21 protein-coding genes are annotated in these 25,681 nt (G+C 71.3%); 9 read left to right on the forward strand and 12 right to left on the reverse strand.

Annotated elements, in window-relative coordinates; all coding sequences use genetic code 11:
- Nucleotides 1-14: 14 nt before the first annotated feature.
- On the reverse strand, nucleotides 15-974 hold the full coding sequence (locus IAI58_RS19770; protein ID WP_207446148.1) for a tripartite tricarboxylate transporter substrate binding protein: 960 nt from the start codon (nucleotides 972-974) through the stop codon (nucleotides 15-17).
- 200 nt (nucleotides 975-1,174) lie between these two features.
- On the opposite strand from IAI58_RS19770, the gene IAI58_RS19775 reads away from it, so the two are divergent.
- The gene (locus IAI58_RS19775; protein ID WP_208776252.1) at nucleotides 1,175-1,903 is read left to right on the forward strand and encodes a 5-formyltetrahydrofolate cyclo-ligase; all 729 of its coding nucleotides are present in this window, start codon (nucleotides 1,175-1,177) and stop codon (nucleotides 1,901-1,903) included.
- Here the strand turns inward: IAI58_RS19775 and IAI58_RS19780 are convergent.
- Entirely contained in the window at nucleotides 1,875-2,876 is a 1,002-nt protein-coding gene (locus IAI58_RS19780; protein WP_207446156.1) for an NAD(P)-dependent oxidoreductase, read from the reverse strand. The genes IAI58_RS19775 and IAI58_RS19780 overlap by 29 nt on opposite strands.
- Before the next feature lie 137 nt (nucleotides 2,877-3,013).
- On the opposite strand from IAI58_RS19780, the gene IAI58_RS19785 reads away from it, so the two are divergent.
- The 5 genes from IAI58_RS19785 to IAI58_RS19805 all read left to right on the forward strand — a co-directional run bounded on the left by IAI58_RS19785 (nucleotide 3,014) and on the right by IAI58_RS19805 (nucleotide 10,269).
- A complete protein-coding gene (locus IAI58_RS19785) occupies nucleotides 3,014-3,472 on the forward strand; it encodes a MarR family winged helix-turn-helix transcriptional regulator (protein WP_207446165.1) in 459 nt (152 codons plus the stop codon).
- The gene (locus tag IAI58_RS19790) at nucleotides 3,469-5,391 is read left to right on the forward strand and encodes an FUSC family protein (protein WP_207446170.1); all 1,923 of its coding nucleotides are present in this window, start codon (nucleotides 3,469-3,471) and stop codon (nucleotides 5,389-5,391) included. The genes IAI58_RS19785 and IAI58_RS19790 overlap by 4 nt, the downstream gene beginning before the upstream one ends.
- An 88-nt stretch (nucleotides 5,392-5,479) precedes the next feature.
- Entirely contained in the window at nucleotides 5,480-6,871 is a 1,392-nt protein-coding gene (locus IAI58_RS19795; RefSeq protein ID WP_207446171.1) for an aminotransferase-like domain-containing protein, read from the forward strand.
- 118 nt (nucleotides 6,872-6,989) lie between these two features.
- Nucleotides 6,990-7,424 carry a DUF983 domain-containing protein gene (locus IAI58_RS19800; protein WP_207446172.1) on the forward strand — a complete coding sequence of 145 codons (435 nt, stop codon included), beginning with the start codon at nucleotides 6,990-6,992 and terminating at the stop codon, nucleotides 7,422-7,424.
- Between the two features lie 412 nt (nucleotides 7,425-7,836).
- A complete protein-coding gene (locus tag IAI58_RS19805; protein ID WP_207446173.1) occupies nucleotides 7,837-10,269 on the forward strand; it encodes a recombinase in 2,433 nt (810 codons plus the stop codon).
- 43 nt (nucleotides 10,270-10,312) lie between these two features.
- Here the strand turns inward: IAI58_RS19805 and IAI58_RS19810 are convergent, their stop codons facing one another.
- On the reverse strand, nucleotides 10,313-10,936 hold the full coding sequence (locus IAI58_RS19810) for a TetR/AcrR family transcriptional regulator (RefSeq protein ID WP_207446174.1): 624 nt from the start codon (nucleotides 10,934-10,936) through the stop codon (nucleotides 10,313-10,315).
- 118 nt (nucleotides 10,937-11,054) lie between these two features.
- Here IAI58_RS19810 and IAI58_RS19815 point away from each other — a divergent pair, with 118 nt between their 5' ends.
- Nucleotides 11,055-12,269 carry an efflux RND transporter periplasmic adaptor subunit gene (locus IAI58_RS19815; protein WP_207446175.1) on the forward strand — a complete coding sequence of 405 codons (1,215 nt, stop codon included), beginning with the start codon at nucleotides 11,055-11,057 and terminating at the stop codon, nucleotides 12,267-12,269.
- A gap of 6 nt (nucleotides 12,270-12,275) precedes the next feature.
- Nucleotides 12,276-15,416, forward strand: coding sequence for an efflux RND transporter permease subunit (locus tag IAI58_RS19820; protein WP_207446177.1), 3,141 nt, complete (start codon nucleotides 12,276-12,278; stop codon nucleotides 15,414-15,416).
- A 49-nt stretch (nucleotides 15,417-15,465) separates the two neighbouring features.
- On the opposite strand, the gene IAI58_RS19825 is transcribed toward IAI58_RS19820, so the two are convergent.
- A complete protein-coding gene (locus IAI58_RS19825; protein ID WP_207446178.1) occupies nucleotides 15,466-15,846 on the reverse strand; it encodes a rhodanese-like domain-containing protein in 381 nt (126 codons plus the stop codon).
- Nucleotides 15,847-15,885: 39 nt separating this feature from the next.
- Nucleotides 15,886-16,059 (reverse strand): hypothetical protein, encoded by a 174-nt coding sequence (locus IAI58_RS19830; protein WP_207446179.1) that lies wholly within the window; start codon nucleotides 16,057-16,059, stop codon nucleotides 15,886-15,888.
- Nucleotides 16,060-16,228: 169 nt separating this feature from the next.
- Between IAI58_RS19830 and IAI58_RS19835 the strand changes: the two genes are divergently transcribed.
- On the forward strand, nucleotides 16,229-17,344 hold the full coding sequence (locus tag IAI58_RS19835) for an ABC transporter substrate-binding protein (RefSeq protein ID WP_207446180.1): 1,116 nt from the start codon (nucleotides 16,229-16,231) through the stop codon (nucleotides 17,342-17,344).
- 49 nt (nucleotides 17,345-17,393) lie between these two features.
- Here IAI58_RS19835 and IAI58_RS19840 read toward each other — a convergent pair whose 3' ends face one another.
- The 7 genes from IAI58_RS19840 to IAI58_RS19870 form a co-directional block, all read right to left on the reverse strand.
- Nucleotides 17,394-17,684: a DUF1330 domain-containing protein gene (locus IAI58_RS19840; RefSeq protein ID WP_207446181.1), complete on the reverse strand. Its 291-nt coding sequence runs from the start codon at nucleotides 17,682-17,684 to the stop codon at nucleotides 17,394-17,396.
- A 77-nt stretch (nucleotides 17,685-17,761) separates the two neighbouring features.
- Complete coding sequence (locus IAI58_RS19845) at nucleotides 17,762-19,180, reverse strand: Nramp family divalent metal transporter (RefSeq protein WP_207446187.1); 1,419 nt, start codon at nucleotides 19,178-19,180, stop codon at nucleotides 17,762-17,764.
- Nucleotides 19,181-19,316: 136 nt separating this feature from the next.
- Complete coding sequence (locus tag IAI58_RS19850; RefSeq protein ID WP_237182964.1) at nucleotides 19,317-20,126, reverse strand: alpha/beta hydrolase; 810 nt, start codon at nucleotides 20,124-20,126, stop codon at nucleotides 19,317-19,319.
- Nucleotides 20,119-20,880, reverse strand: a complete 762-nt coding sequence (locus IAI58_RS19855; protein WP_207446191.1) for a 2,3-dihydro-2,3-dihydroxybenzoate dehydrogenase — start codon at nucleotides 20,878-20,880, stop codon at nucleotides 20,119-20,121. The genes IAI58_RS19850 and IAI58_RS19855 overlap by 8 nt, the downstream gene beginning before the upstream one ends.
- Nucleotides 20,880-24,746: a non-ribosomal peptide synthetase gene (locus IAI58_RS19860; RefSeq protein WP_208776282.1), complete on the reverse strand. Its 3,867-nt coding sequence runs from the start codon at nucleotides 24,744-24,746 to the stop codon at nucleotides 20,880-20,882. Before IAI58_RS19860 ends, IAI58_RS19855 begins: the two co-directional genes overlap by 1 nt.
- 22 nt (nucleotides 24,747-24,768) lie before the next feature.
- Nucleotides 24,769-25,005 (reverse strand): phosphopantetheine-binding protein, encoded by a 237-nt coding sequence (locus IAI58_RS19865; protein WP_207446195.1) that lies wholly within the window; start codon nucleotides 25,003-25,005, stop codon nucleotides 24,769-24,771.
- Nucleotides 25,005-25,649, reverse strand: a complete 645-nt coding sequence (locus IAI58_RS19870; RefSeq protein WP_207446196.1) for an isochorismatase family protein — start codon at nucleotides 25,647-25,649, stop codon at nucleotides 25,005-25,007. Before IAI58_RS19870 ends, IAI58_RS19865 begins: the two co-directional genes overlap by 1 nt.
- Nucleotides 25,650-25,681 lie beyond the last annotated feature (32 nt).

The following is a 25,681-nucleotide window of genomic DNA, read 5'->3' on the forward strand; positions in this document are numbered from 1 at the left end:
ACGGTCCTCCCTCGTTACTGCGACCGGATGCCGAGTTCCTGGATCAGCCGCGCCTGCAACTGGTCCTCCTCGGCCAGGGCCTGGGCGAATTGCGCGCGGTCCATCAGCAGGACCTCGTTGTAGGAGCGTTGCATGGCCTCGGCGTATTCGGGGGAGGCGGCGGCGCGCAGGAAGACGCTGCCCAGGTGCTCCAGGATCGGCACCGGGGTCTCGCGCGGCGCGAGGAAGCCGAAGCGCGTCGCGAGATCCACGTCCAGGCCCACCTCGCGCAGCGTGACGAGGTCGGGCAGGGAGGCGATGCGCCTTCCGCCCGTCTGGGCCAGCGGCAGGATGCCATGCGCCTCGACAGCGGGCATGATGATGCCGGGCGCGCCGAAGACCAGGTCGATATCGCCGGCCAGCAGCGCCGTCATGGCCGGGGCGATGCCGGGATAGGGCACATGCAGCAGCTTCACCCCCGCCGCCCGCGCCGTCGCCTCGCCCGCCAGGTGCGGCGAGCTGCCGATGCCCGGGGTGCCGAAGGTGATGCTCTCCGGCTTCGCGCGCGCCTCGGCCAGCATCTCGGCCATGCTGCCGAAGCGCGAGCCGCGCTTCGCCGCCAGCATGATCGGGATGGAGACGAGGTTGCAGACCGGCGCGAAATCCGCCGTCGTATAGCTGAGGTTCTGCACACGCGGCACGATGGTCAGCGCGGCGGTGCCGGCGAAGAGCAGGGTATAGCCGTCCGGGGCGCTGGTGCGGACGCGGTTGGCGCCGATCCCGCCGCCGCCGCCGACCACGGAATCGATCAGGACCGGCTGGCCGAGCGCCTGGGCGAAGCTCTGCTGGAGGGAACGGATATACTGGTCCGTGCCCCCGGCGGCATAGGGCACGATCACGCGGATGGCGCGGCTGGGAAAGGATTCGGCCGCGGCGGGCCGGGCGGCCAGCGCAAGACCGCTGGCGGCCAGCGCCTGGCGACGGGTTATCGGCATCTCGGACCTCTCCCTCCCGGTGACGGCCGGGTTCCGCCCTTCCTACGCCGCCGGTACGCCGGGCGCAGCGATGCCGTGGCGGCATTCCGGCAAGCGGAATGCGACGCCACGATCCGGCGGGGGCAGCCAGTCTCCGGCACCGGAGGCAGGCCGATGGCCTTAAGATGAGGCAGGAACTCCGGGCAGCAGGAGGCGGCGCGATGGCGGGCAAGGCCGGCGGGACAGGATCGGAGCAGGGCAACGCGCCCCCGGAGGAGGCGGCCGGGAGCGCGGAATACAGCTCGCCGGCCTGCATGCTGCATGAGCTGGACCCATCCTTCCTGGCGCCTCGCGAGGCGCCCGCGGCCCAGGCCGACCCCGCGCGGGAATGGGAGGAGGTCCGGCTCTGGCGCAAGGCCAAGCGGACCGCGCTGATCGAGCGGCGGCTGGCCCTGCCGGCCGCGACGCGGGCCGCGGGGAGCGAGGCGATCACGGGCGCCCTGCACCAGATCCTGGCATCCAGCCCCGGCCGGCTGGTCGGCTTCTACTGGCCCTTCAAGGGCGAATACGACCCGCGTCCCCTGGCGCGGGCGCTGCATGCCGGCGGCGGGCGGCTGGCGCTGCCGGTGGTGGTCGGGAAGGCCCGTCCCATGATCTTCCGGGCGTGGTGGCCCGGCGCGCCGATGACGCATGGCGTCTGGAACATCCCGGTCCCGGCGGAGGGTGAGCCGGTGACGCCCGACCTGCTGCTGGTGCCGCTGGTTGGCTTCGACGCGCGGCGCTTCCGCCTGGGTTATGGCGGCGGCTATTACGACCGCACCCTGGCTTCAATGCCGGACAGGCCCCGGACGATCGGCATCGGCTTCGAACTGGTGCGGATCGCCACCATCCACCCGCAGCCGCATGACGTCGCCATGGACCTCATCGTGACGGAAGCGCGGGCGGGGTAGGGCGGCGCGACCAGCTTTCCGCGTTGACGGCGCCGGGCGGGACCTCGCCCGCCAGGATGGCGCGCAGCTGCCCGACGGTGTCGAAGGCCTGGGCCTCGACGGCCGGCGGCGTCAGGCCGCCGATATGCGGCGTGGCGATGACATTCGGCAGGCGCGCCAGACCGGGCGAGGGCATCTGGTCCGCGGCGCACCCGACATCCATGGCGGCACCGGCGATCCGCCCTTCCGTCAGCGCCCGCGCCAGGGCGGCCTCGTCCACCAGATTGCCGCGGGAGAGGTTGATGAAGAACGCATCCGGCTTCATCCGCGCCAGCGCGGCGGCATCGATCAGCTTCTCGGTGGCCTCGGTCGCGACGGCGAGGCAGACGACGTAATCGGCGCTGGCCATCAGCGTCCCGAAGCCGACCTGCCGGATATGCGGCGCATCGGCGGCGACATGGGGGTCGCTGACCAGCACCTCCATGCCCAGCCCGGCGGCGACGGCGGCGAGGTTCCGGCCGATCGCGCCATAGCCGATGATGCCGATGCTGCTGCCGGAGAGCTGCCGCCCCATCCGCGCCTCCGGCACTCGCCCGTCCCAGTAGTCCCGGGTGGCGCGGGAGATGCCGCGCGAGAGATCGACCAGGAAGCCGAGGGCCAGCTCCGTGACCGAGGCCACGAAGCCCGGTGCCGCATGTGTCACCAGCACGCCGGCGCGGCCTGCCGCCGCCGTGTCGATGTTGCGGATATCAACGGCGCAGCGGAGGAATGCGCTGAGGCGGGGGAGGCGGGTGAAGATCTCCGCCGGGCCTGTGGTCAGGCGGTCGGCGATGATGACATCCGCATCCCGCGCCGCCGCGACGAGCCCCTCGGGCGCCAGCGCCTCCTCTTGCTCGTGCAGGATCACCTCGGCCATCGCCTGGAGCGCGGCCAGGGCGCGGGGACCGTAATACCGCTCGCGCATGTGCGGCGTATGCGTCAGGAGTACTTTCATCCCGGTCCTTCCCTCCGATTCCGGTTCCGCGGCGGGATTCAGTCTAGAGGGTTTCGGAAAGGGCCGGCCGCCCGCGATCTTCTCCGGCATAAAAAATTTGAATTGCAATGCAATTTAATCCGGCGCAGGGGGCACCCATGACCGCCCGTCCTCCCTGCCCCTCCCGGGAAAGCTTCGGCTTCCAGTTCTCCGTGCTCGCGCGGCAATGGCGGCGCAGGCTGGAGCACTGCCTGGAGGCGGCGGGGCTGAGCGACGCCACCTGGGCCCCGCTGGTCCATCTTCAGGAACTGGGGGACGGCATCACCCAGAAGGAACTGGCCGCCCTGCTCGGCACCGACGGTTCCAGCCTGGTGCGGCTGCTGGATATCCTGGCCCATAAGGGCTTCATCGAGCGGCGGGTGGATGCGGCCGACCGCAGGGCGCGGCTGATCTTCCTGACCGATGCGGGGCGGGGGGCCGTGCGGGACATCCGCCGTGTCCTGCGGGGCGCGGAGGCGGAGATGCTGGCTGATCTGAGCGATGCGGAGATGGACCTGCTGACCGCCGCCCTCGGCCGCGTCGCGACCAGGCTGCGGATGATCCAGGGGGCGCCATGAACCCGGCGCACTGGCTGTCCTGGCACGCCATCGACCGGCAGCGCCTGGGCTTCTGCCTGCGCGTGGTGCTGGCCGCCTGTCTGGCCCTGCTCCTCGCCTGGATGATCGGGCTGGAGCATCCGCAGTGGTCGGCCATGACGGTCTTCGCGGCCTCCCAGCCCGCGCGCAACATGCTGGTCGAGAAGAGCTTCTTCCGCGCGGCGGGCACGCTCCTCGGCACGGCCGTGGGCGTGCTGATCGTGTTCCTCTCGGGGGGCGAGCCGGTCTGGCTGGTCGCCGGCCTCTCCGTCTGGCTCGGGGCCTGCGCCTGGCTCGGCAATGTGCTGCGGGGCCTGGTCGCCTACGGCACCCTGCTCGCCGGCTATTCCGCCACCATGGTCGCGATGCTCGACACGGCCCATCCCGGCCAGCTCTGGGCGCTCGGCGCGGACCGCCTGCTGACGGTCATGACCGGCGTCCTCGTCGCGCTGCTGGTCGGCCTGCTTTTCACGCCACGGCAGAAGGACCCGGTTCCCGACCAGGCGCGGCGGCTGACCGCCACCATGCTCCGCCACCTCGCCGGCCGGATGCGCGGCGACGGCGACAGGCTGCGGGAGGAACAGCACGCGCTGCTGCGCGAGATGGCGCTGATCGACGAGGCGCTGGACCCGCATGGCGCGGGTTCCCTCCGCCTGCGGAAATCGGCGCGGACGCTGCGTGCGCTGATCTCGGCGCAGGTCTCGGCGCTGCTCTGGCTCCGCGGCGCGGGGGATATCCCGCCCTCGCCCGAGGTGGCCGGCGCACTCGAGGCCGCGGCCAGCAAGCTGGAGGCCTCGGCCCCCGCGACCGAGGTGATCGCCGCGCTGGAGCGGGCGGAGGCGCTGGCCGCCGGCCAGCCCGCGTTGCGCGAGGCCATCCTCCGTATCGAATTCGCGCTGCGGGAACGCTTCGGCATGGCGGGCCGGGAGGCCGGCCCGGCGGATCTCCGCCATCCGCCCGCCCTGCACCGGGACTGGGTGGGCGCGACCCATGCCAGCATCCGCGCCACCAGCGTCATGCTGCTGCTGGGCGCCATCTGGGTCGTGACCGGGTGGTCGGCGGGGCCATACCTGCTGCTCGGCACCTCGGTCATGGCGACTCTCTTCTCGACCTGGGAAAATCCGGCCTGGATCATGCGCCAGGTGCTGGTCGGCCAGGTCTGCGGCGGCGTCGCCGCCCTGGCCTGCCGCTGGCTGGTCTGGCCGATGGCCGGCTCCGGGCTGGAGCTGGTGCTCATGCTGATGCCCTTCCTGCTGCTGGGCGTGCTGCCGCTGGCCCACCGGCGGATGATGTTCGGCGCGACGGACTACTTCATGGCCCTGCTGCTGCTCTCGCAGCCCAGCTATCCGCTGGGCGGCACCTTCCCCCAATCCGTCTCGCTGGTGCTCGCCGTCCTGGCCGGGCCGCTGATCGCGCTGGTCGCCTTCCGCGTCATCCTGCCCGCCGATGCGGGCCGGCGCATGGCCATGCTGATGAAGGCCATGATCGGTGAGTTGCAGAGCATGGCGGCCAGCCCGGATGCCGCCCGGCGGAAGGCCGTCTGGCGGGCGCGGCTGAACCACCGCCTGCTGCGGCTGGTGCGCTGGTCGGAGAAATCCGGGGTGCGGAGCTTCGCGCCCGACGACGGCGCGCTGGCGGTGCTGGCCGTGGGATCGGCGGTGTTGCGGATGCAGGAGATACGCGCCCGCGCGCCGCTCTCGCCCGGGCTGGGCCGCGCGATCGACACGGCCCTCCGCCGCGTCGAGGAGATTTCCAGCCGCCCCGAGAGGGTGCCCGCCGCGCTGGACATGGCGGCTGGGCGTATCGAGGAGCAGGCGCCTGACGAGGCGCGGGTCCTGCGCGCGGCCGGTGCCGCCCTCCGCGCGAATCTCGCCTTCTTCCGCCACCCCGCCATCGGGTGACAGGCTCCCGGCATGGCCGGGGCAGGCCCTTCCAATGTATGCATCCACCGGGCTAGAATGGCCCGATTGCATGGATCGGGGACAGGGCATGGCGCGCGCCGATCAGGAACTGGCCTGGGTGCCCGTGATCGACCGCGCCACCGGCCCGCTCTACCGCGCCATCGCCGAGGCGCTGGAACGCGACCTCCGGGCCGGCCGGGTCGCCCCCGGAACCCGCCTGCCGCCGCAGCGCGTCCTGGCCGCGCGGCTGGGGATCGATTTCACCACCGTCACCCGTGCCTATGCCGAGGCCGCCCGCCGCGGCCTGGTGGAAGGGCGCGTGGGGCAGGGCACCTTCGTCCGCGCCCGGCCGGCGCCGGAGCCGCGCACCGGGGCGCGGATGGCCGATCTCCGCATGAACCTGCCGCCCCTGCCGGCAGGCCGGGAGCTGCGGGATCGTATCCGCCGCGACTTCGCCGCCTTCGGCGCCGTCATGGATATGGAGCTGCTGCTCCGCTACCAGCAGGCCGGCGGCAGCGGGATCGACCGCGAGGCCGGCGTGGCCTGGCTGGCCGGCCGGCTGGCGGTGCCGCCGGAGCGGGTGCTGGTCTGCACCGGCGCGCAGGGGGCGCTGCTGGCGCTGCTCAGCCTGCTCTGCGAGCCCGGTGACCTGGTGTGCTGCGAGGCCCTGACCTATCCGGGCTTCCGCAGCCTGGCGGCGCATCTGCGGCTGCGGGTCGCGGGTCTGGCCATGGACCGCCACGGCCTGCTGCCCGACGCTTTCGAGGAAGCCTGCCAGCGCCAGCGGCCCAGGGCGCTCTACTGCATCCCGACCCTGCACAACCCCACCACCGCCACCCTGCCGCCGGAGCGGCGGGAGGCGCTGGTCGCCATCGCCCGGCGGCACGGCGTGCCGATCATCGAGGACGACGCCTATGGCGCCCTGCCGCTCCAGGCGCCGCCACCCCTGGCCGCGCTGGGGCCCGAGATCGTCCACCACATCGCCGGGCTGGCCAAATGCGTCTCGCCCTCGCTCCGCATCGCCTATCTGGCGGTGCCGGAGGCCCGGCAGGTGCCGCGCCTGATGGGGGCCATGCGCGCCACGATGGGCATGGCGCCGCCCCTGACCGCCGCCCTTGCCACGCGCTGGATCGGCAATGGCACGGCCGCCGCCATCCTGGCGGGCATCCGCGCGGAAACCGCCGCGCGCCATGCCATCGCGATGGAACTCCTGCCGGCCGGGCTGGTGGCGGCCGATCCCTCCGCCTTCCATCTCTGGCTGCGGCTGCCGGAGGAATGGACCCGCGGGGAACTGATGGCGCGCCTCGGCCCCGCCGGGATCGGCGCGGTCGGCAGCGAGACCTTCGCGGTCTCGGCGCCGCCTGAGGCCCTGCGCCTCGCGCTCGGCGCGCCGGACGGGCATGGCGCGTTGCGCGCGGGGCTGGGTGAGCTGGCGGATCTGCTGGCCGAGCCTCCGGCCATGTCGTCGCTGATTGTATGACCAGGGCGGAAGATTGCCTGCAATCATATTGACGCAGCCGTCAGGCTGAACGCATACATCCCGCCGATGCACCGAGGGCGCCGGGCAAGGCCGCCCGTCCCTCCGCGAGGAGCACGCGATGTCGTCCGAACAGGAATGGCCCCCCCTCCCGCCCCTCCGGACCGGGATACGCGGCCGCTGCCCGCGCTGTGGCGAGGGGCACCTGTTCAGCGGCTTCCTGAAGCTGCGGACCCATTGCGAGGTCTGCGGGCTGGATTACTCCTATGCGGACCCGGCGGATGGCCCGGCCTTCTTCGTCATCTGCTTCGCCTGCGTCCCCAGCGTCATCCTCGCGCTCTGGATCGAGGCGAGGTTCGAGTCGCCCTACTGGGTCCACCTCGTCACCTCGCTGCCCTTCATGCTGCTGACCTGTATCCCGCCCCTGCGCCCGCTGAAGGGATGGCTGGTGGCCAGCCAGTATTTCTTCAAGGCCGAGGAAGCGCGCTTCGGCGCGCCGGCCCGCAAGGATCAGGCGGCGCTGCGGCCGGCCGGCGGTCCCGGTCCGGACGCCTGAATCGCCCCCTGGGCGGCGACGCCATTCTCCCGTAACGCGGCCCGGCCACGCCCCGGGGCAGGCGAATCCGCCGCGCGTCCCTGGCGCGGCGGGGCCATGGATTCGCCCGCCGGTCGCGGAATCGGCACGCCGCCGCCGGTGCCTGGAGTCGGCGGCGCGCCGGCCGTCACGACTGCGTTTATGGCAGTTGAATCTGACGTCCGAACTCCGCGTTCCAAGCGCCTGAATTCGGCGGCTCAGCGAGCTGAGGCATGTCTGTTTCCACCGGCAGGACACTATATTTCGCGGGTTACAGGGTAAACCTCCACCAGATATGGTATGTTCATGGAGTGCCCCAGGGCACCTCGACAGGGGCGTTCCCGGTGTGCCCGGCCGTTTCCACGACTACCGATTTCTGACTGGAGCTTGCTGCATGGACGGCTTTACGCCCTTCCCCGATTCCCTCACGGCGCAGTCCGGGCCGCAATCCGCGCCCGGAGCGAGCTTCGGCAGCGCGCCTGAGCAGGGGCGGGCGCTGGATGCCGGCATGGGTATCGCCGTCGGGCGCCGGACCGTCTTCCGGCCGGAGGACCAGGATGATTTCGGCCGCGTGGCCGACCGGGTTGCGGCGGGCAATATGAGCCTGGCCCCGGTGCGCGACGCGCGGGAGCAGGCGCAGCTCCGCAACGCCATCGCGACCGGCGCCCTGCTGACCTCCGGCCGCCATTTGCAGCACGGCGATGCCGGGCAGGCGCGGCGGAACATGGAGGTCTTCACCAATTGCGCGACGGCCATCGCCTCCTTCGCCGAGTTCTACCTGCTGCTGAACGGCTCCGGCGTCGGCCGGGCCTATGACGACGAGCTGTGCCTGGTGGACTGGGGGCAGGCGCCGGAGCTGATGCTCCATCTCGACCCCGCGCATGCCGACTACCCGCGCGGCCGGGACGGGCTGCGCCGCTTCGGGATCGAGATGGGCATCCTGCCCTGGGGCACCGACGAGGCGGGCTTCGACGCGGCGGCCGAGGCCGGGGTGCGCGACTTCCTGGCGACGGAGCTGCTGGCGGACCTCGCCGCCGCGCCGGCCGGGGCCGTGATGCATCGCGTGGATGACAGCCGGGAAGGCTGGGCCAAGGCGGTGGAGCGGCTGGAATCCATGGCCTTCGCGCGGGAGCGCGGGGCGGTGCTGGTGCTCGACCTCTCGGCTGTCCGTCCCTCCGGCAGCCCGATCAAGGGCATGCAGGGGCGGCCTTCCTCCGGCCCGGTCTCGCTGCTGCGCGGCCTGCTGAACATCCGCCGCCACGTGCTGCGCCCGGCGCGGGAGCGCGACATGGCGGGCGAGGCGATGCAGCCCTGGGAACAGGCGCTGCTGGTGGACCATTACCTCTCCGTCGAGGTGCAGGTGGGCGGGGCGCGCCGCGCGGCGCGCATGGCCACCAAGTCCTGGCGCGACCCGGGCGTGATGCGCTTCATCCGCGCCAAGTCCGAGGGCGGGCTCTGGACGGCGAACAATTCCGTCATGGTGGATGCCGAGTTCTGGACGCGGGTGCGCGCGCCGGAATCCGACGCCGAGGCGCTGACGGCTCATGCGAAGGCGGTCTTCGCCGAGGTGACGCGCTGCGCCTATATCAATGGCGAGCCCGGCTTCATCAACGGTGACCGGCTGGAGGACCACCGTACCGGCACCGCCTGGCAGAAGGCCGTGCATGACGACGGCCGCGACTTCCGCAGCGCGCGCTATCAGGTGGATCATGCGGCGGGGCTGCTGGCCGAGGCCTCGCGCCGAGCCTCCGCCGCGCGCTTCCCGGTGACGACCAATCCCTGCGGCGAGATCACGCTGCACGTGACGGGCGGCTATTGCGTGATCGCGGATTTCGCGCCGCTGCTGGCCTGCCCGGTGGAGCTGGAGAGCGTCACCCCCGGCGCCGTGGCCGATGAGGTGGCGGCGCTGTGGGACGCGCGGGTGGAGGACAGCGTGCGCCTGGGCGTGCGCTTCCTGATCCGCGCGAACCGGATGGACGCGCTCTATGGCGAGGAGGTCGCCCGCACCAATCGCATCGGTATCGGCCCGACCGGGCTGCATGAATGGGCCTGGATGCGCTTCGGCCTGGGCTTCCACGACCTGCTGGACCAGGAGAAGTCGGCGGAGTTCTGGGCGGCGCTGGAGCGGCTCTCGACCGCGGCGAAGGATGAGGCGGATGCCTATTCCGCCAGCCTCGGCATGGCGCGCCCGGTGACGGTGACGACGGTGAAGCCCGCCGGCACCACCAGCAAGCTCTTCGGCCTGACGGAAGGCGCGCATCTGCCCGCGCGGCGGCAGTATCTGCGCTGGGTGCAGTTCAAGGGCACCAAAGACGAGCAGACCGGCCGGTGGCTGGCGGATTCCGACCCGCTGCTGGCGGAATACGAGGCGCGTGGCTATCCCGTCCGCACGCTGCGGAGCTTCCCGGGCATGAGCATCGTCGGCTTCCCCACCGTGCCCCTGGCGCTGCGCCTGGGCCTCGGCCCGAAGCTGGTGACGGCGCCGGAGGCCACGCCGGCCGAGCAATATGCCTGGCTGCGCCTGCTGGAACGGCACTGGATCGGCGAGAGCCAGGGCAACCAGGTCAGCTATACGCTCAAGGTCTATACCGACAGCGTGGACCTGGACGCCTTCCGCGCCATCATGCGGGAGGAGCAGCCGCAGGTGCGCTGCTGCTCCGTGCTGCCGAGCCGGCCGGATTCCGAGCTGGGCTACGAATACCTGCCGGAGGAGGAGGTCTCCGCCGGCAAATTCGCCGCCATCGTCGAGGGCATCCACGACGGCACCATGCAGGAGGCGGTGGACTGGGCGCATCTGCAATGCGCCAGCGGCGTCTGCCCGATCTGACCGCGGAATATGGGACGCGGCGCCGGGGAGGGATCCCGGCGCCTCAGCCCCGCGCCGTGCCGAGCAGGTAGATGCGGACGGCCTTGGCGATGCGGTTCCGCACCACCTCCGGCGGCAAGGCCGATGTGACACCCAGCAGCAGCTGATGGTGGAAGGCGCCCAGCGCCATGCCCATCAGCATCTGCGCCGCTTCCCCCGGCTCGCCGATCTCATGGCGGCCAGTTCGCTCCAGCTCGCTCAGATAGGCCTCCAGCGCCAGACGCGCCGTGCCCTCGCCGCGCCGCTCGGCCGCCGCCAGAAGGGCCGGGCTATGGGTGTATTCGGCCATGATCATCCGCCGTCGGGAGATCGAGCCGCTGCTCAGGATGATGCGGCCGATCTCCTCCAGGAACTCGACCAGGGCCGCCTCGGGCTCCTTGGACCGGTCGATCCGGACCCGGCGGACGACCTCCTTGCTCCGTTCGAGCAGGCCGAAGAAAAGATCCTCTTTCGAACTGAAGAACTTGTATATGGTCTTCTTGGAGCAGCCGGCCCGGCGGGCGATGTCGTCCATGGTGGCGACATGAAAGCCATCGGCGCCGAAGGCGGCTTCCGCCGCTGAGAAGATGCGCGCACGGGCGGCGGCCTCCGCACAGGGCTGCCGCTCCAATGTGACATCCTGTTGCATTTCATCATTTTGTTGCAATGCAATATCACCTTGACGGCCCAGCGGAAACTGTCCAGTTTCCATGATAACGGGAAGCCCCTCCGGTTTCCAACCCGCATTCCCCTGCAGGACTGTCAAGATGCCCAAGCCGAAGCCCCCTTCTGCCCGTCCGCGCTCGTGGCTCGCCTTGCCGGTGCTGCTGCTGGCCCTTCCGCTGCTCGCCGCCTGCAAGGACGAGGTGCAGGCCGCCCGGCCGGCCGCGCCGCCGCCGCCCGTCTCGGTCATCCGGCTGCAGCCGGAAAGCGTGGCCATCCGGACAGTCCTGCCCGGCCGTACCGCCCCCTATCAGGTGGCCGAGATCCGCCCGCAGGTGAGCGGCCTGTTGCAGGAGAAGCTGTTCCGTGAGGGCGCTGCGGTGGAGGCCGCCCAGCCGCTCTTCCAGATCGATCCCGCCCCCTACCGCGCGGCCCTGGCCAGCGCCGAGGCGAACCAGGCCCGCGCCGAGGCCACCCTTCAGGACGCCCGCGCCACCACCAGCCGCTACCGCCCGCTGGTCGGGCAGAACGCGGTCAGCCGCATGGCCTATGACAAGGCGATCGCGACCCAGGCGCAGGCCGAGGCCGAGGTCGCCGGCGCCAAGGCGGCCGTCCAGTCCGCCCGCATCGACCTGGAGCGCACGCGCATCACCTCGCCCATCTCCGGCCGCACCGGCCGCTCCAACCTCACGGTCGGCGCGCTGGTCACGGCGAACCAGGCGGCGGAGCTGCTGACCGTCACGCAGCTGGACCCCATCCTGGTGGATGTCACCCAGCCGGCCGAGGCGCTGCTGCGGCTGCGGCGGGAGATGCAGGAGGGGCTGATGCGGCGCGGCGAGGACGACACGGTCGAGGTCCGCCTGGCGCTGGGCGATGGCACCGAATACCCGCTCCCGGGACGCCTGCAATTCGCCGAGGCGACGGTGGACCGCGACACCGGCTCCGTCACCATGCGGGCCGTCTTCCCCAACCCCGATGGCATGCTGATGCCCGGCATGTTCGTGCGCGCGCGGCTGGAAGCCGGCGTGGCGCAGAACGCGCTTCTGGTGCCGCAGCAGGCCGTCACGCGCAACGCGCGCGGCGAGGCGACCACGCTGGTGGTCGATGAGCAGGGCGCGGTGCGCCAGCGGGTGATCGAGACGCGGCAGGCGATCGGCAACCAGTGGCTCGTCACCTCCGGCCTCTCGGCCGGGGAGCGCGTGGTCGTCCAGGGCATGCAGCGCGTGCGGGACGGGGTGAAGCCCGAGGTGCGCGAGATCACCCTGCAGGAGCTGGAGCAGGGCAGGCCCGCCCTGGCGGCCGCGCAGGCGCGGGGCTGAGCGGACATGGCGCGTTTCTTCATCGACCGTCCCGTCTTCGCCTGGGTCATCGCCATCGGCATCATGCTGATCGGCCTGATCGCCCTCCGCAGCCTGCCGGTCTCGCAGTATCCGACCATCGCCCCGCCGACCATCTCGATCCGCGCGAGCTATCCGGGCGCCTCGGCCCAGACGGTGCAGAACACCGTGGTGCAGATCATCGAGCAGCAGCTGAACGGGCTGGACGGGCTGCTCTACTTCACCTCGCAGAGCAACCGCGACGGCTCCTCGCAGATCACCCTCACCTTCGCGCAGGGCACGGACCCCGACATCGCGCAGGTGCAGGTGCAGAACAAGATCTCGCCCGCGCTCTCCCGCCTGCCGCAGACGGTGCAGCAGCAGGGCGTGCGCGTGGTGAAGTCGGCCACCTCCTACATGATGGCCATCGCCTTCGTCTCCACCGATGGCAAGCTGACCAGCAACGACCTGGCGGACTTCATCGCCTCCAACGTGCAGGACCCGCTCTCGCGCACCTCCGGCGTCGGCGACTTCAACCTCTTCGGCGCGCAATACGCGATGCGCATCTGGCTGGACCCGGACAAGCTGGTCGCCTTCGGGCTGATGCCGGCCGATATCTCTGCCGCGCTCTCCTCCCAGAACGTGCAGGTGGCCTCGGGTGAGCTGGGCGCGCGGCCCTCGCTGCCGGGGCAGCAGCTCAATGCCACGCTGATCGGCCCCTCCTTCCTCAAGAGCGCCGAGGAATTCGGCGCCATCCTGCTGAAGGTGAAGGAGGATGGCGCGCAGGTGCGGCTGCGCGACGTGGCGCGGGTGGAGCTGGGGGCCGAGAACTACGCCTTCAGCAGCGTGCATAACGGGCGGCCGACGGCCGGCATCGCGGTGCAGCTCGCGCCCGGCGCCAATGCCGTGGCGACGGCCGAGGCGGTGCGCGAGACCATCGAATCCCTGCGCCCGACCCTGCCGCCCAATGTCGAGATCGCCTATCCGCTCGACACCACGCCCTTCGTGAAGATCTCGATCCAGGAGGTGATCAAGGCACTGGTCGAGGCGATGATCCTCGTCTTCATCGTCATGTTCATCTTCCTGCAGAACTTCCGGGCGACGCTGATCCCGACGCTCGCCATCCCGGTCGTGCTGCTCGGCACCTTCGCGGTGCTCTCCATCGCCGGCTATTCGATCAATACCCTCACCATGTTCGGCATGGTGCTGGCCATCGGCCTGCTGGTGGATGACGCCATCGTGGTGGTCGAGAATGTCGAGCGCGTGATGGAGCAGGACGGGCTCTCCCCGCTCGAGGCCACGCGGGTCTCGATGGACCAGATCTCCGGCGCGCTGGTGGGCATCGGCCTGGTGCTCTCGGCCGTCTTCCTGCCGATGTTCTTCTTCGGCGGCTCGGCCGGCGTCATCTACCGGCAGTTCTCGCTGACCATCATCACGGCCATGACGCTCTCGGTGCTGGTGGCGCTGGTCTTCACCCCCGCGCTCTGCGCCACCATCCTGCGCCGCCCGAAGCACGGGGAGAGGCGCGGCTTCTTCGGCTGGTTCAACCGCAACTTCGACCGCACCAGCCGCGGCTATGTGAAGGGTGTGGGCGTGATCGCCCGCCGCCCGGCCCGCTTCCTGGTGATCTATGCGGCGCTGGCCGTCGCCATGGGCGTGCTCTATGCCCGGCTTCCCACCTCCTTCCTGCCGGACGAGGACCAGGGCGTGATGTATGCCCAGGTCGTGGCCGCGCCCGGCGCCACGGTGGAGCGGACGCAGCGCGCGCTGGACGACCTGATCGACTACCTCCTGACGGAGGAGAAGGATGTGGTGGAGTCCGTCATGGGCATCACCGGCTTCAACTTCAGCGGCCGCGGGCAGAATGCCGCCATGACCTTCATCCGGCTGAAGGACTGGTCGGTCCGGAAGGAGGCGTCGCAATCCGTGCAGGCGCTGGCGGGCCGTGTCATGGCGCGCTTCGCCCGCTACCCCGATGCCATGATCTTCGGCTTCGCGCCCCCCGCGGTGACGGAGCTGGGCAATGCCAGCGGCTTCAACATGCAGCTGCTGGACAATGCCGCGCTGGGCCGCGACGCCCTGGTGGCCGCGCGCGACCAGCTGCTGCAAAGCGCGGCGCAGAGCCAGGTCGTCAGCAACGTCCGCGCCAACGAGCAGAACGCGGAGCCGCAGTACCGGCTGGAGATCGACTGGGAGCGCGCCAGCGCCCTGGGCCTGACGATCTCCCAGGTGAACAGCACCCTCTCCGCCGCCTTCGGCACCTCCTATGCCGGGGACTTCGTGGACCGCGGCCGGGTGAAGCGGATCTACATGCAGGGCGATGCATCCGCACGCATGCAGCCGGACGACCTCTCGCGCTGGTATGTCCGCAACAGCCAGGGGGCGATGGTGCCTTTCTCCGCCTTCTCCTCGGCGCAGTGGGAGATGGGGGCGCCGCGCCTCGCGCGGTTCAACGGCATCGGCTCCATCGAGATCCAGGGCAATGCCGCCCCGGGCCATACCACCGGCGACGCCATGGCGGAGATGGAGCGCCTCGCGGCCGGGCTTCCGCAGGGCATCGGCATCTCCTGGACCGGCCTGTCCTACGAGGAGCGGGCGGCGGGCTCCCAGGCCTTCGCGCTCTACGGCATTTCGATGATCGTGGTCTTCCTCTGCCTGGCCGCGCTCTATGAAAGCTGGGCGATCCCGGCCTCGGTGATGCTGGTGGTGCCGCTCGGCGTGCTGGGCGCCGTGGCGGCGACGCTGCTGCGGGGCATGTCGAACGACGTATATTTCCAGGTCGGGCTGCTCACCACCATCGGCCTCTCGGCCAAGAATGCGATCCTGATCGTGGAATTCGCCAAGGTGCATTTCGAGGCGGGCGAGAGCCTGATCGACTCCGCGCTGCATGCGGCGAAGGAGCGGCTGCGGCCGATCCTGATGACCTCGCTGGCCTTCGTGCTGGGCGTGGTGCCGCTGGCCATTGCCACCGGCGCCGGCGCGGGTGGCCGCACCGCCATCGGCACGGGCGTGGTCGGCGGCGTGGTGACCGGCACGCTGCTGGCGGTGTTCTTCGTGCCGCTCTTCTTCGTGGTGGTGCTGCGCCTGTTCCGCACCCGGCGCGCCTCCGAGCGGAATCAGGCGGAAGCGAGGCCGGCACCGGCGGAATAGGGTCTGGAGGGGCGTGGCGCCGGCGGCGCCGCGCCCCTGGCGCCGAGGCTCAGCCCCTGTCGATCTTGCCGCCCGCCTCGACCCAGTCCTTGAAGGCGCCGAGGTTGCGGACGTCGGTATAGCCAAGCTCCTGCAAGGTCTTGCCGCTCAGCGCCGAGCGCCCGCCGGAGGCGCAGTAGAGGATCACCGGCTTGCTGCGGTCGAAGGCCGGGTCGTGGGAGGGGGAATCCGGGTCGGCCCGGAATTCCAGCATGCCCCGGGGCACATGTACCGCGCCGGCCACCTTGCCGGAGCTCTGGATCTCCGCCGTGTCCCGCACATCGACCACCAGCGCCTCACCGCGCTCGATCAGGCCGGCGGCCTCCTGCGGCGTGATCCGGGGCACCGTGGCATTGGCTGCCGCCATCATTTCCTTGACTGAACCAGGCATATCCGGCCTCCCGTTTTCACGGACCTTAGTCCTGCCCCGTCAGGACGTCGCCAGGAAAATGGTCTCCCCTCCCTCCATCGCCGGGGTCTCGTAGGCCATCTCGCCCCTGAGGCCGGCCCGGCCCTGGGCCAGCGGCAGGAGATGGTCCCTGGCCCGCCGAGCGGCCTCTTCCCGCGAACCCGCCAGCTTCGCCTTTCTGATCAACAGATACATCGCCATTCCTCCTCAGGCCCGGCGGCAGGAGGTTGGCCTGGCCGGGCCCGCAATGCTCCAACGCGCTTCCGGGGCGGCGGTTCTTCCGCCGGCAGGGAAGCCTGCCGCATGCATTGCGAGTCATTCTCATTTATGGCAGGAAGAGGGGGCCATTTCACCGAGGTTCCACATGAAGCGCCGCAGCCTGCTCGGTGCTCTCCCTGTCGCGTTGCTGGGGGCGCCGGGGCTGGTCAGGGCGCAGGCCCCTATCCAGGTGACCGACGTGCTCGGCCGCAGCGTCACGCTGCCCGGGCCGGCGCGGCGCGTGCTGCTGACCCAGGCCCGCCATGTGCTCGCGATGTCCCTGCTGCATCCCGACCCCGTCTCCCTGGTGGTCGGCTGGGGCGATGACCTCCGGCGCATGAACCCGCCCGACTACGCGGCGGTCCGCGCGCGCTTCCCGCAGGCCGACAAGGTGCCGGTCATCAGCCGTGGCCGGGCCGATGGCATCTCCTTCGAGGCCATCGTCACCTTGCAGCCGGACCTCGTGGTCTTCAGCCTCGGCGCGCTGCGCCTGGTGGGCGAGACCCTGCCCGACCAGCTCGCCGCCGTCGGCATCCCGAACATCGTCATCGACTTCTTCAACGACCCCATGAAGAACACGCGCCAGAGCATCAGGGTGCTCGGCCAGGTGCTGGGGCTGGAGGAGCGCGCGGCGGCTTTCGACGCCTTCTATGCCAGCCAGCTCGCGGCCATCGCCTCGCGGCTGGAGGGGCTGGGCGAGGCGCGGCCGCCGGTCCTCGTGCATGCCCATGCCGGCGGCACGCCCTGCTGCTCCTCCCCCGGCAAGAGCGCCTTCGATTCCATGATCCGCTTCGCTGGCGGGCATAATATCGGCGCCGATATCCTGCCGGGCGCGGTGGGCGAACTGTCGCTGGAATATATCATCGACCGCGACCCGCGCGTCTATGTGGCGACCGGCGGGCCTTACGCCGGGCGCGGCGGCATCACGCTGGGTCCGGCGGGGGTGCCGCAGACGGCGGCGCGGGAGCTGGTTGAGGTGATCCGCCGCAGCAGGCTGGATGTGCTGCCGGCGGTGCGGGAGGGGCGCGCCCATGCCATCTGGCATGGTTTCAACGACACGCCCGCCCATCTGATCATGTTGCAGGCGCTGGCCCGCTGGTTCCATCCCGACCGCTGCGGCGACCTCGACCCCGCGGCCACCATGGCGGCGCTGAACGAGCGGTTCCTCTCCATCCCCATGGAGGGCGCCCACTGGATCGATCTTCCGGCCGGCGCGCTGTGAGCCTCGCCACTGGCCCGGGAGCTCCGCGCCAGGGGCGCGGCCGTGGCGCTCAGGCGCCTTCGATGATCCGGATGTCGCGCTCGGCTCCATCGCCCAGGGCGGCCAGCGCCGCCTGATAGGCCGGGCTGTCATGGGCCGCCATGGCCTGCTCGACACTGTCGAACTCGACCAGGACGGTGCGCTGCTGAAGGCCGGCCTCATAGACATGGACCGGCATTCCGCGCGCCAGCACACGCCCGCCCGCCGCGCTGATCGCGGGGCCGCCAAGCTCGGCGTAGCGCGCGAGCGCATCGGGGTCGCGGATGGAGCGATAGGTGGTGACCCAGTAAGCCTTGGCCATCGTGGCTGTCTCCCTGACTTCGCGCCGCCGGGTTCCGCGGGGCCGGGATCACCGGCCGCGCGGGAATCCGGCCGCCGTCACACCAGCTTCAGCGCACTCAGGCCGGTATAGACGCCGAGCAGCACGATGGCGATGCTGCTGACCACCAGCAGCGCGTTGAAGACGCCGCCGCCATAGAGGCGCGGATCGGTCTCCCGCCGCCGCAGGTGCCAGACCGCCACCACCACGGCGAGCAGGAAGATGCCGGTGGCGATGCCGCCGATCTGCACCATCAGCACGGGGGAGCGGATGAAGAGATAGGCGGTGCCCCAGATCAGCGGCAGGCCGATGGTGAAGATGCGGATCCAGCGCAGCCGCGCGACGGGATCCTGCCAGTTCAGCACGCCCATCTCGGCCAGCAGGTTGACATACATGCGCGACCAGCTCGGCACCGCCGCCCAGAGGGTGGAGCCCAGCACCACCACGGCGCCCACCAGGAACATGGTGCCCGCCCATTCGCCCAGCGTGTCGGTGTACATGCGCGACAGCGAGGTGATCATCTCATTGCCCTGCGGCACCACGCCCTGCGGGTGCAGCACGGCGGCGCCCATGACGAAGAAGGCGATGGTGCCGAAGGTGTAGATGATCCAGGAGAGGAAGGCGTCCTTGTACATGACGCTGATCCAGCCCTTGGCGCGGCGCTGCCAGGCCTCGCTGCCATCGTTCGGGCCGACATAGCGGGCATAGCCCTTCTCGATGCACCAGTAGGTGTAGAAGGTCAGCTCGTCCGCGCCCACGCCGGTGATGCCGAACATGGCGATGGCGACGCCGATGGCCCCCGCCGGAATGGCGAGGGAGAGGCCGCCCGCCAGGTCGTCCAGTGAATAGGCATAGGGCGTGAAGGGCAGGCCGAGTGCGATGCCGATGGTGATGAAGGAGAAGATCACCACCAGGATGCCGGCGCCACGCTCGATGCGGCTGTATTTGTTGCTGTAGAGCAGCGCAATGCTGCCCAGCGTGACGATGACCGTCCAGATCATCAGCGAGATGCCGGCGACCGGATTATCGCCCAGCGGGAACATGATGCTGAGCGCCAGCGCCGTGCCGCCCACCACGCCGCCCATCTGCAGCACCTTGGAAAGTGCCATCAAGGCCCAGAGCAGGTTGATCCAACTCAGCCGCCCGATATGCGGCCCTACTTTGTTGTAGCCGGTGAGTGCCGGCTGGCCGGTGGAGATGCACCACCGTGCCAGCTCGATCTGCACGGCCACCTTCACGAAGGTGCTGAAGATGACCATCCACAGCAGCGCGAAGCCGACTGTCGCGCCCAGAGTGGTCGTGACGATCAGCTCGCCCGACCCGACGATGGAGGCACTGAGGATCAGCCCCGGCCCGAGATGCTTGAGGGAATGCCTCCAGCCCACCGGGGGCTCCATGATCCCTTCCTTGGTGAGGCGGTACGGATCTTCCTGGTCGATAGCCTCACGGCGCGCGATCGCCTCGGCGCTGACGCTCATCCTGAACTTCTCCCCGGTTGATTCTTAATTTTTCTTGGTTGTCTTCAGCGTCACTATGGCTGTCGTGTCCGGACCACGACAGCCCCCGGGAAGGGATGCTCGCAAATTTGTGAGTAAAGACCTTGAAGGTCCGCCGTTACTCCCGCAGCAGGAAGCGCAGGCCGCGGCTGATGCCGATGGGCACCACGGAGGCGTGGTTCTCCTCCGGGAAGCACCAGAAGCGGCTCTGGATGCCCGCCGCGGCGAAATGCGTGGTCATCCCATGCGCCTTGTCCACCATCGAGCGCCGGGCCCGGCGCTCGGCCGCGTCGCGGGCCCGGGGGTCCATGAGTTCGCGCGGGGAAAGGGCCTGCTCCCATTCGCCGACGCAGACCGCCAGCCGCTTCCCCGCATGCGCGGGGCCGGCGCGCAGCCGCGCCTCGTCCCACCAGACGGAGGGGCTGATCGCGAGGTAGTCGCTGAAGGCGGAGGCGTCCCAGGCCAGGACATCCAGCGTGAAGAAGCCGCCCAGGGAATGGCCGATCAGCATCTGCCGGGCCGGGTTGATGGCGCAGCGGCTGGCGATCAGCGGCCGCACCTGCTCCAGCAGCAGGCGCAGGAAGGCGTCGCGGCCACCGGTGGGGTGCGGGGTGCCCTCGGCCGGCGGGCCGGCGGTGAAATCCAGCGTCCGCCGCGCCCGGTCGAGCAGGGGCGCGCCGGGATAGGCGATTCCCGCCACCACGGCCGGGCCGATGCCGGTCGCGGCGTGCCGCTGCGCCCCGTTGCGCTGGATGGACAGGACCATCGGGAAATAGGCATTGCCGTCCAGCACCGTCAGCACCGGGAAGCCGCCGGGCGGCGCTTCCCCCTGCGGCACCGAGAGGAAGAGGTGGTATTCGCCGCCGGGCCCATGCAGCAGATGGGTCTCCGTCCCCGGCAGGGTGACGGGCGGCGGCGCCTCAGCCACGCAGCGTCGCCCCGCCGTCGATATAGAGGTCGGCCATGGTGATATGCCCCGCGCGGTCGGAGAGCAGGAAGACCGCCGCATCCGCGATATCCTCCGGCGTCGCCAGCTTCCTCAGCGGGATGCCGGCCTTGTAGGTGGCCGGCGAGCCTTCGATCACCCGCGCCGCGCCCTGCTCATCCGCCCACATCCCCGTCTGCATGGGCGTGAGGGTGGAGCCAGGGGCGATGATGTTGCAGCGGATGCCGGAGGGCGCGAGCTCCAGCCCCAGGCAGCGCGTGAACATGGTGGTCGCCGCCTTGGAGGCCGCATAGGCCGCCATGGCGTGGCGCGGCACGCCCGCGGCATTGGAGCTGACCACGACGATGGCGCCCCGCCCGCGCGGCTGCATCACCCGCGCCAGCGCGCGGCCCAGATGGAAGACGCCATCCGTGTTGACGGCGAAGACGCGCCGCCAGGTGGCGTCGCTGGTCTCCGTCACCAGATCGGTCGAGAGGATGCCGGCCAGGGAGACGCCGTAGTCGATCGGCCCTTCCTCCGCCTCAACCCGCGCCACCAGCGCATCCACGGCGGCGCTGTCCGCGACATCCAGCCGCTCGGCGCGCAGGCCGGGCAGGGCGGGGATGGCACCGGGGTCGAGGTCCGTCGCGACGATGCGCGCGCCTTCCTCATGCAAGGCCCGCAGCATGGCCTGGCCGATGCCGCCGGCGGCACCCGTCACCAGGGCCAGCTTTCCATTCAATCCTGTCGGGCGCATCAGCTTCGGTCTTCCTGGTCTCGGGCAAGGAGATGGGCGGAGAGGATGGGCGCGATCCGCGCCGTCGCCTCCGGCCCCGTCATGTTCGCATGGAGGCTCGGGATATCCTCCACCGCCACGGCGGCGGCATAGGGCTGCCAGAGCCGGGGGTGCAGATCCTGCCCGGCATGGTCCAGCGCCGCGCGGAAATGCAGGATGGTGCCGTCGTAGCGCGCATGCCCGTGCGCGCGCACCAGGCGGTTGTTGCCCTGCACCACCCGCACCACGCCGTTCAGCGCCGGCACCGGCAGCCGGCCCAGCGGGCTGTTGCTCCTGCGGAGGAATGCGGCGACGGAATCGCGCTCCAGCGGCACGGGTTCCGGCAGGCGGTCGGGGTCGAAGCCGCCGATGGCCAGCAGGGCGCGCAGCGGCGCCTTCTCATCCGGCTCGGGCTGGTCGCGCCAGACATCGGTGGGGTAGGAATCCAGCATCGCCAGCACGCCCACGCGCCGGCCCAGCGCGCGCAGCCGCACCGCCATGGCCTGGGCGATGATGCCGCCCACGGACCAGCCGCCGAGATGGATGGTGTCATGCGGCGTGGCCGCCAGGACGCGCGCCACGTATTCATCCGCCAGCGCCTCCAGGCTGGCGGGCGAGGCCACGCCTTCCTCCAGCGCGGGGGCTTGCAGGCCATGGACGGGGCGGCGGGGCGAGAGCGCGCGGGCCAGCCCGCCATAGCACCAGGAAATGCCGCCCGCCGGATGCACGAGGAAGAGCGGCGGCAGCGCGGCATCGCCGGGGCTGAGCCGCACCAGCGGGGAGAGGCCATGGTCGGCCCCGGCTTCCTCCGCCATCAGGGCCGCCAGTCGCGCGACCGTCGGGTGCTCGAACAGCGCGCCCAGGCCGGGGTCCCAGCCCCAGCTTTCCCGCACGCGCAGCATCAGTTCCACCGCCAGCAGGGAATGGCCGCCGAGGGCGAAGAAGTCGTCCTCCGCGCCCAGGCTCTCCAGCCCCAGCACCTCGGCGAAGAGGCCGGCCATGCGCCGCTCGTCCTCCGTGCGGGGCGGGCGGCCGGCGCCGCCGGCCAGGGCGGGGGCGGGCAGGGCTGCGCGGTCCAGCTTGCCGCTGCTGGTCACCGGCAGCGCCTCCAGCGCCACGAAGGCGGCGGGCACCATGTAGTCCGGCACGCGCGCCGCGACATGGGCGCGCAGCGCCTCGGCGTCATAGCCCTCCGCCGGCACCAGATAGGCCACCAGCCGCTTGTCGCCGGCCCGGTCCTCCCGCGCGATGACGCGTGCCTGCCGCAGCAGGGGGGAGCTGGCCAGCGCCGCCTCGATCTCCCCGAGTTCGATGCGGAGCCCGCGGATCTTCACCTGGTGGTCGGAGCGGCCGAGGAAGAGGATGGCGCCATCCTCCCGCGGCATCGCGAGGTCGCCGGTGCGGTAGATGCGCTCCCCCGCGCGGAAGGGGCTGGGCAGGAAGGCGGCGGCCGTCAGGTCCGGGCGGCCGAGATACTCCCGCGCCAGCTGCACGCCGCCGATGAAGAGATGCCCTGCCACGCCCGGCGGCACCGGGCGCATGGCATCGTCCAGCACATAGAGCTGCGTGTTCCAGACCGGGAAGCCGATGGGCACGGGGCGGGAGGCATCGCCCGGCGCGGCGGGCCAGTAGCTGACATCGACGGCCGCCTCGGTCGGGCCGTAGAGGTTGTGCAGCTCGGCCGTGCAGGTGGCGTGGAAGCGGTCGCGCAGCTCGGGCGTCAGCTCCTCGCCGCTGCAGAAGACGCGGTCCAGCCGGATGCCCCGCGCGCCGGGCTCGGCCAGGAAGGCCGCCAGCATGGAGGGGACGAAATGCGCCGTGCCGATGCGTTGGCGGCGCAGGATCTCCGCCAACGCCACGGGGTCCCGGTGCGCGCCGGGCGGCGCCAGCACCAGCGTGGCGCCGGTGGTCAGCGGCAGGAACAGCTCCCAGACCGAGACATCGAAGGTGATGGGCGTCTTCTGCAGGATGCGGTCGGCGGTGGTGAAGCCGTAGTGCTGCCGCATCCATTCCAGGCGGTTGACGATGGCGTGGTGCTGCACCACCACGCCCTTCGGCTCCCCGGTGGAGCCGGAGGTATAGAGGACATAGGCCGCATCCTCCGGGGATGGGCCATCCTCCGGCGCGCTGCCCTCGCGCGGCCATTCTCCGGGCGGCAGCAGCGGCACGTCGCCGGGCAGCGCGGCTTCCGTCAGCAGGGCCACCGGGCGGGCATTGGCCAGGATGCGGGCGATGCGCCTGGGCGGATGCGTGGGGTCCAGCGGCAGATAGGCGGCGCCGGCGCGCAGCACGGCCAGCAGCCCCACCATCAGCTCGAAGGAGCGTTCCAGCGCCACGGCGACGATGGCGCCGGGCCCCGCGCCCCGCGCCCGCAGGGCCCCGGCCAGGGCGGCGCTGCGCGCGTCCAGCTCGGCGAAGCTCATCGCGGCATCGCCCATCACCAGGGCCTCGGCGCCGGGCCGCTCCCGCAGGCGCGGCGCGATCAGCCGGACCAGCGTGGTATCGGGCAGCGGATGGTCCGTGGCATTGAGGCCGCGCAGCAGCCACTCAGCCTCCTCCGGCGTCGCCGTCGGCACCTCGGCGAGGCGCGGCGCCCGCAGCGCGGCGGCGATGAAGCCTGCCAGCCGCATGGCATGGGCGCGGGCGGCGGCATCGGAATAGAGGTTCGGGTTGGCCTCCACCTCCAGCCGCAGGCCGGCGCCGGTGGGGCCGCCGCGGAAGCTGAAGGTGATGTCGTCCACCGGCCCCGTGCCCAGGACATGCTGGCTGACGGCCAGGCCGGGAAGGTCCGGCGGCGTCCCGAAGGGCAGCAGGTTCACCAGCGGGCCGAAGAGCCGCCGCCCGCCCGCCAGCCGGCCCAGGTCGCGCCGCATCTGCTCGCTGCGGTAGCGCCCGTGGCGGCGCCCTTCCACCATCATCCGGGCCACCTCGCGCAGCGCCTCCGGCAGCGGGGCTTCCTCATCCAGCCGCAGGCGCGCGGGCAGGATGTTCATCAGCGTGCAGGGCACGCGGGCGGCGGGGCTGCCGAGCCTCCCCATGAAGGTGACGCCGATCACCGCCTCGGCCCCGCCGGCATGGCGCCGCACATAGGCGCCGGCCAGCGCCGCCAGCACATCCGGCCAGGGCTGGCCCAGCTCCGCCAGGGCGGGCGCCACATCCTCCGGCAGCGGCACCGCGCAGCGATGCGCCCGCCGTGCCGAGACCGCCGTGCCCGGCGCCATGCCCGCGACTTCCGGGCTGTCGGCCAGGGCCTGCCGCCAATAGGCCGCATCCGCCGCGCGGCGGGGGCCGGCGCGATAGGCCGCGTCTTCCGCCTGCGCCACGGCGAAGGCCGCCAGCGGGCGGCCGGGGCCGCCATGGCCGGCGCGGGCCGCGTAGAGGTCGGCCACGCGCCGCACCGTCAGGTCGGTGCCGAAGGCATCCAGCGCCAGGTGATGCGCCCGCTGGTACCAGAGGTGGCGCTGTGGCCCCAGCCGGAACAGCACCTCCCGCGCCAGGCGGTGCCGCGCCGGGTCCACGGGCGTGTCCATGTCCCGCGCCATGGCGGCGAGGGCGGCGGCTTCCGGCTCCGCCTCCGCCGAGAGGTCCACCACTTCCAGCCAGGGGCGGCGCGCTTCCTCTACGGACTGCACCGGGCCGTCGCGGCGCGGCTCGATCCGCAGCGCCAGCGCATCGGCCTCCGCCACCATGCCATCCACCGCCGCCTGGAAGGCCGGGAGATCCAGCGGCCCCCGCAGGTCCAGGTAATGGCCGGTGTTGAAGATGGGGTTGGCGGGGTCCAGCGCCTGCGCGTACCAGAGGCCGGACTGCGCCTCCGTCAGCGGCAGCGGCGCGCCGGCCGGCGGCATGGCGAGCTGGCTGGACACCGGCTCAGCCGGCCGGCTTCTGCTGGCGCTCGACGATCGCCCACCAGGCATCCAGGGTCAGCTGCTCGGCGAATTCGCTGAAATCCAGCCGCAGCCCCGTCTCGCTCCAGCGCACCAGCAGCGTCATGGCGCGCAGGGAGTCGAGGCCGAGGTCGATCAGGTTGTCGTCGCCGCCGATCTCCTCCGGGTCCTCATGGATCATGGCGGCGATATCGGCGCGCAGGCTTTCGCGGGTCAGCATCACAGGGTGGCCAGCAGCTGCTCGGTGGTCATGGGGACGGCGCAGGTGGCGGCGACATAGCCGATGGCCATGCGGTGCTTCTCCTCCGAGAAATCGGCCGTGGCATCGGCGGCGAAGAAGGGCTCGATATCCCGCATGAAGGCCTCGGCGGCCGTCAGCATGCAGCCGATATGCGCGTAGATGCCGGTGACCACCAGCTGGTCCCGCCCGCGCACGCGCATCAGTGTCTCCAGGTTGCTGCGCTGGAAGGCGCTGTAGCGGTGCTTGGTCAGCACGAAGTCGCCGGGCGCCGGGGCCAGTTCCGGCAGGATCGGCTGGTGCTCCGGCGCATCCGTCATGCCAGGGCCCCAGAGATCGGCCTGCAGGCCGCGGTCGCGCCGGTCCTGGTTGCCCTTCTGCGCGGTGTAGAAGACCGGGATCTCATGCGCCCGCGCATGGGCGATCAGCCGCGCGATATTCGCGACCGCCGGGGCCAGCGGCGCGGCGTCCCGCTGATAGGGGCGCACGAAATACTGCTGCATGTCATGCACCAGCAGCGCCACCCGGCGCCGCTCCGGCCGCCAGGGCGCGCGGGGCACCGGCAGGTCCCCGGCGCTCGGCAGGGGATAGCTGGGGATGGTGGGAAGGCCCTTGGTCGCAGTCACGCCATCAATCCTTCAGAAAGTGCCGGATGGCC

The organism is Roseomonas marmotae, from assembly GCF_017654485.1.
Taxonomy (GTDB): domain Bacteria; phylum Pseudomonadota; class Alphaproteobacteria; order Acetobacterales; family Acetobacteraceae; genus Pseudoroseomonas; species Pseudoroseomonas marmotae.

Bases quoted from the DNA above. Each gene is read 5' to 3' on its own strand.
- IAI58_RS19785 (WP_207446165.1), top strand. From the start codon at position 3,014: ATGACCGCCCGTCCTCCCTGCCCCTCCCGGGAAAGCTTCGGCTTCCAG.
- IAI58_RS19820 (WP_207446177.1), top strand. From the start codon at position 12,276: ATGGCGCGTTTCTTCATCGACCGTCCCGTCTTCGCCTGGGTCATCGCC.
- IAI58_RS19865 (WP_207446195.1), bottom strand. From the start codon at position 25,005: ATGCTGACCCGCGAAAGCCTGCGCGCCGATATCGCCGCCATGATCCAT.
- IAI58_RS19810 (WP_207446174.1), bottom strand. From the start codon at position 10,936: ATGCAACAGGATGTCACATTGGAGCGGCAGCCCTGTGCGGAGGCCGCC.
- IAI58_RS19855 (WP_207446191.1), bottom strand. From the start codon at position 20,880: ATGCGCCCGACAGGATTGAATGGAAAGCTGGCCCTGGTGACGGGTGCC.
- IAI58_RS19800 (WP_207446172.1), top strand. From the start codon at position 6,990: ATGTCGTCCGAACAGGAATGGCCCCCCCTCCCGCCCCTCCGGACCGGG.
- IAI58_RS19780 (WP_207446156.1), bottom strand. From the start codon at position 2,876: ATGAAAGTACTCCTGACGCATACGCCGCACATGCGCGAGCGGTATTAC.
- IAI58_RS19815 (WP_207446175.1), top strand. From the start codon at position 11,055: ATGCCCAAGCCGAAGCCCCCTTCTGCCCGTCCGCGCTCGTGGCTCGCC.
- IAI58_RS19790 (WP_207446170.1), top strand. From the start codon at position 3,469: ATGAACCCGGCGCACTGGCTGTCCTGGCACGCCATCGACCGGCAGCGC.
- IAI58_RS19795 (WP_207446171.1), top strand. From the start codon at position 5,480: ATGGCGCGCGCCGATCAGGAACTGGCCTGGGTGCCCGTGATCGACCGC.
- IAI58_RS19835 (WP_207446180.1), top strand. From the start codon at position 16,229: ATGAAGCGCCGCAGCCTGCTCGGTGCTCTCCCTGTCGCGTTGCTGGGG.
- IAI58_RS19770 (WP_207446148.1), bottom strand. From the start codon at position 974: ATGCCGATAACCCGTCGCCAGGCGCTGGCCGCCAGCGGTCTTGCGCTG.
- IAI58_RS19830 (WP_207446179.1), bottom strand. From the start codon at position 16,059: ATGTATCTGTTGATCAGAAAGGCGAAGCTGGCGGGTTCGCGGGAAGAG.
- IAI58_RS19845 (WP_207446187.1), bottom strand. From the start codon at position 19,180: ATGAGCGTCAGCGCCGAGGCGATCGCGCGCCGTGAGGCTATCGACCAG.
- IAI58_RS19825 (WP_207446178.1), bottom strand. From the start codon at position 15,846: ATGCCTGGTTCAGTCAAGGAAATGATGGCGGCAGCCAATGCCACGGTG.
- IAI58_RS19805 (WP_207446173.1), top strand. From the start codon at position 7,837: ATGGACGGCTTTACGCCCTTCCCCGATTCCCTCACGGCGCAGTCCGGG.
- IAI58_RS19860 (WP_208776282.1), bottom strand. From the start codon at position 24,746: ATGCCGCCGGCCGGCGCGCCGCTGCCGCTGACGGAGGCGCAGTCCGGC.
- IAI58_RS19775 (WP_208776252.1), top strand. From the start codon at position 1,175: ATGGCGGGCAAGGCCGGCGGGACAGGATCGGAGCAGGGCAACGCGCCC.
- IAI58_RS19840 (WP_207446181.1), bottom strand. From the start codon at position 17,684: ATGGCCAAGGCTTACTGGGTCACCACCTATCGCTCCATCCGCGACCCC.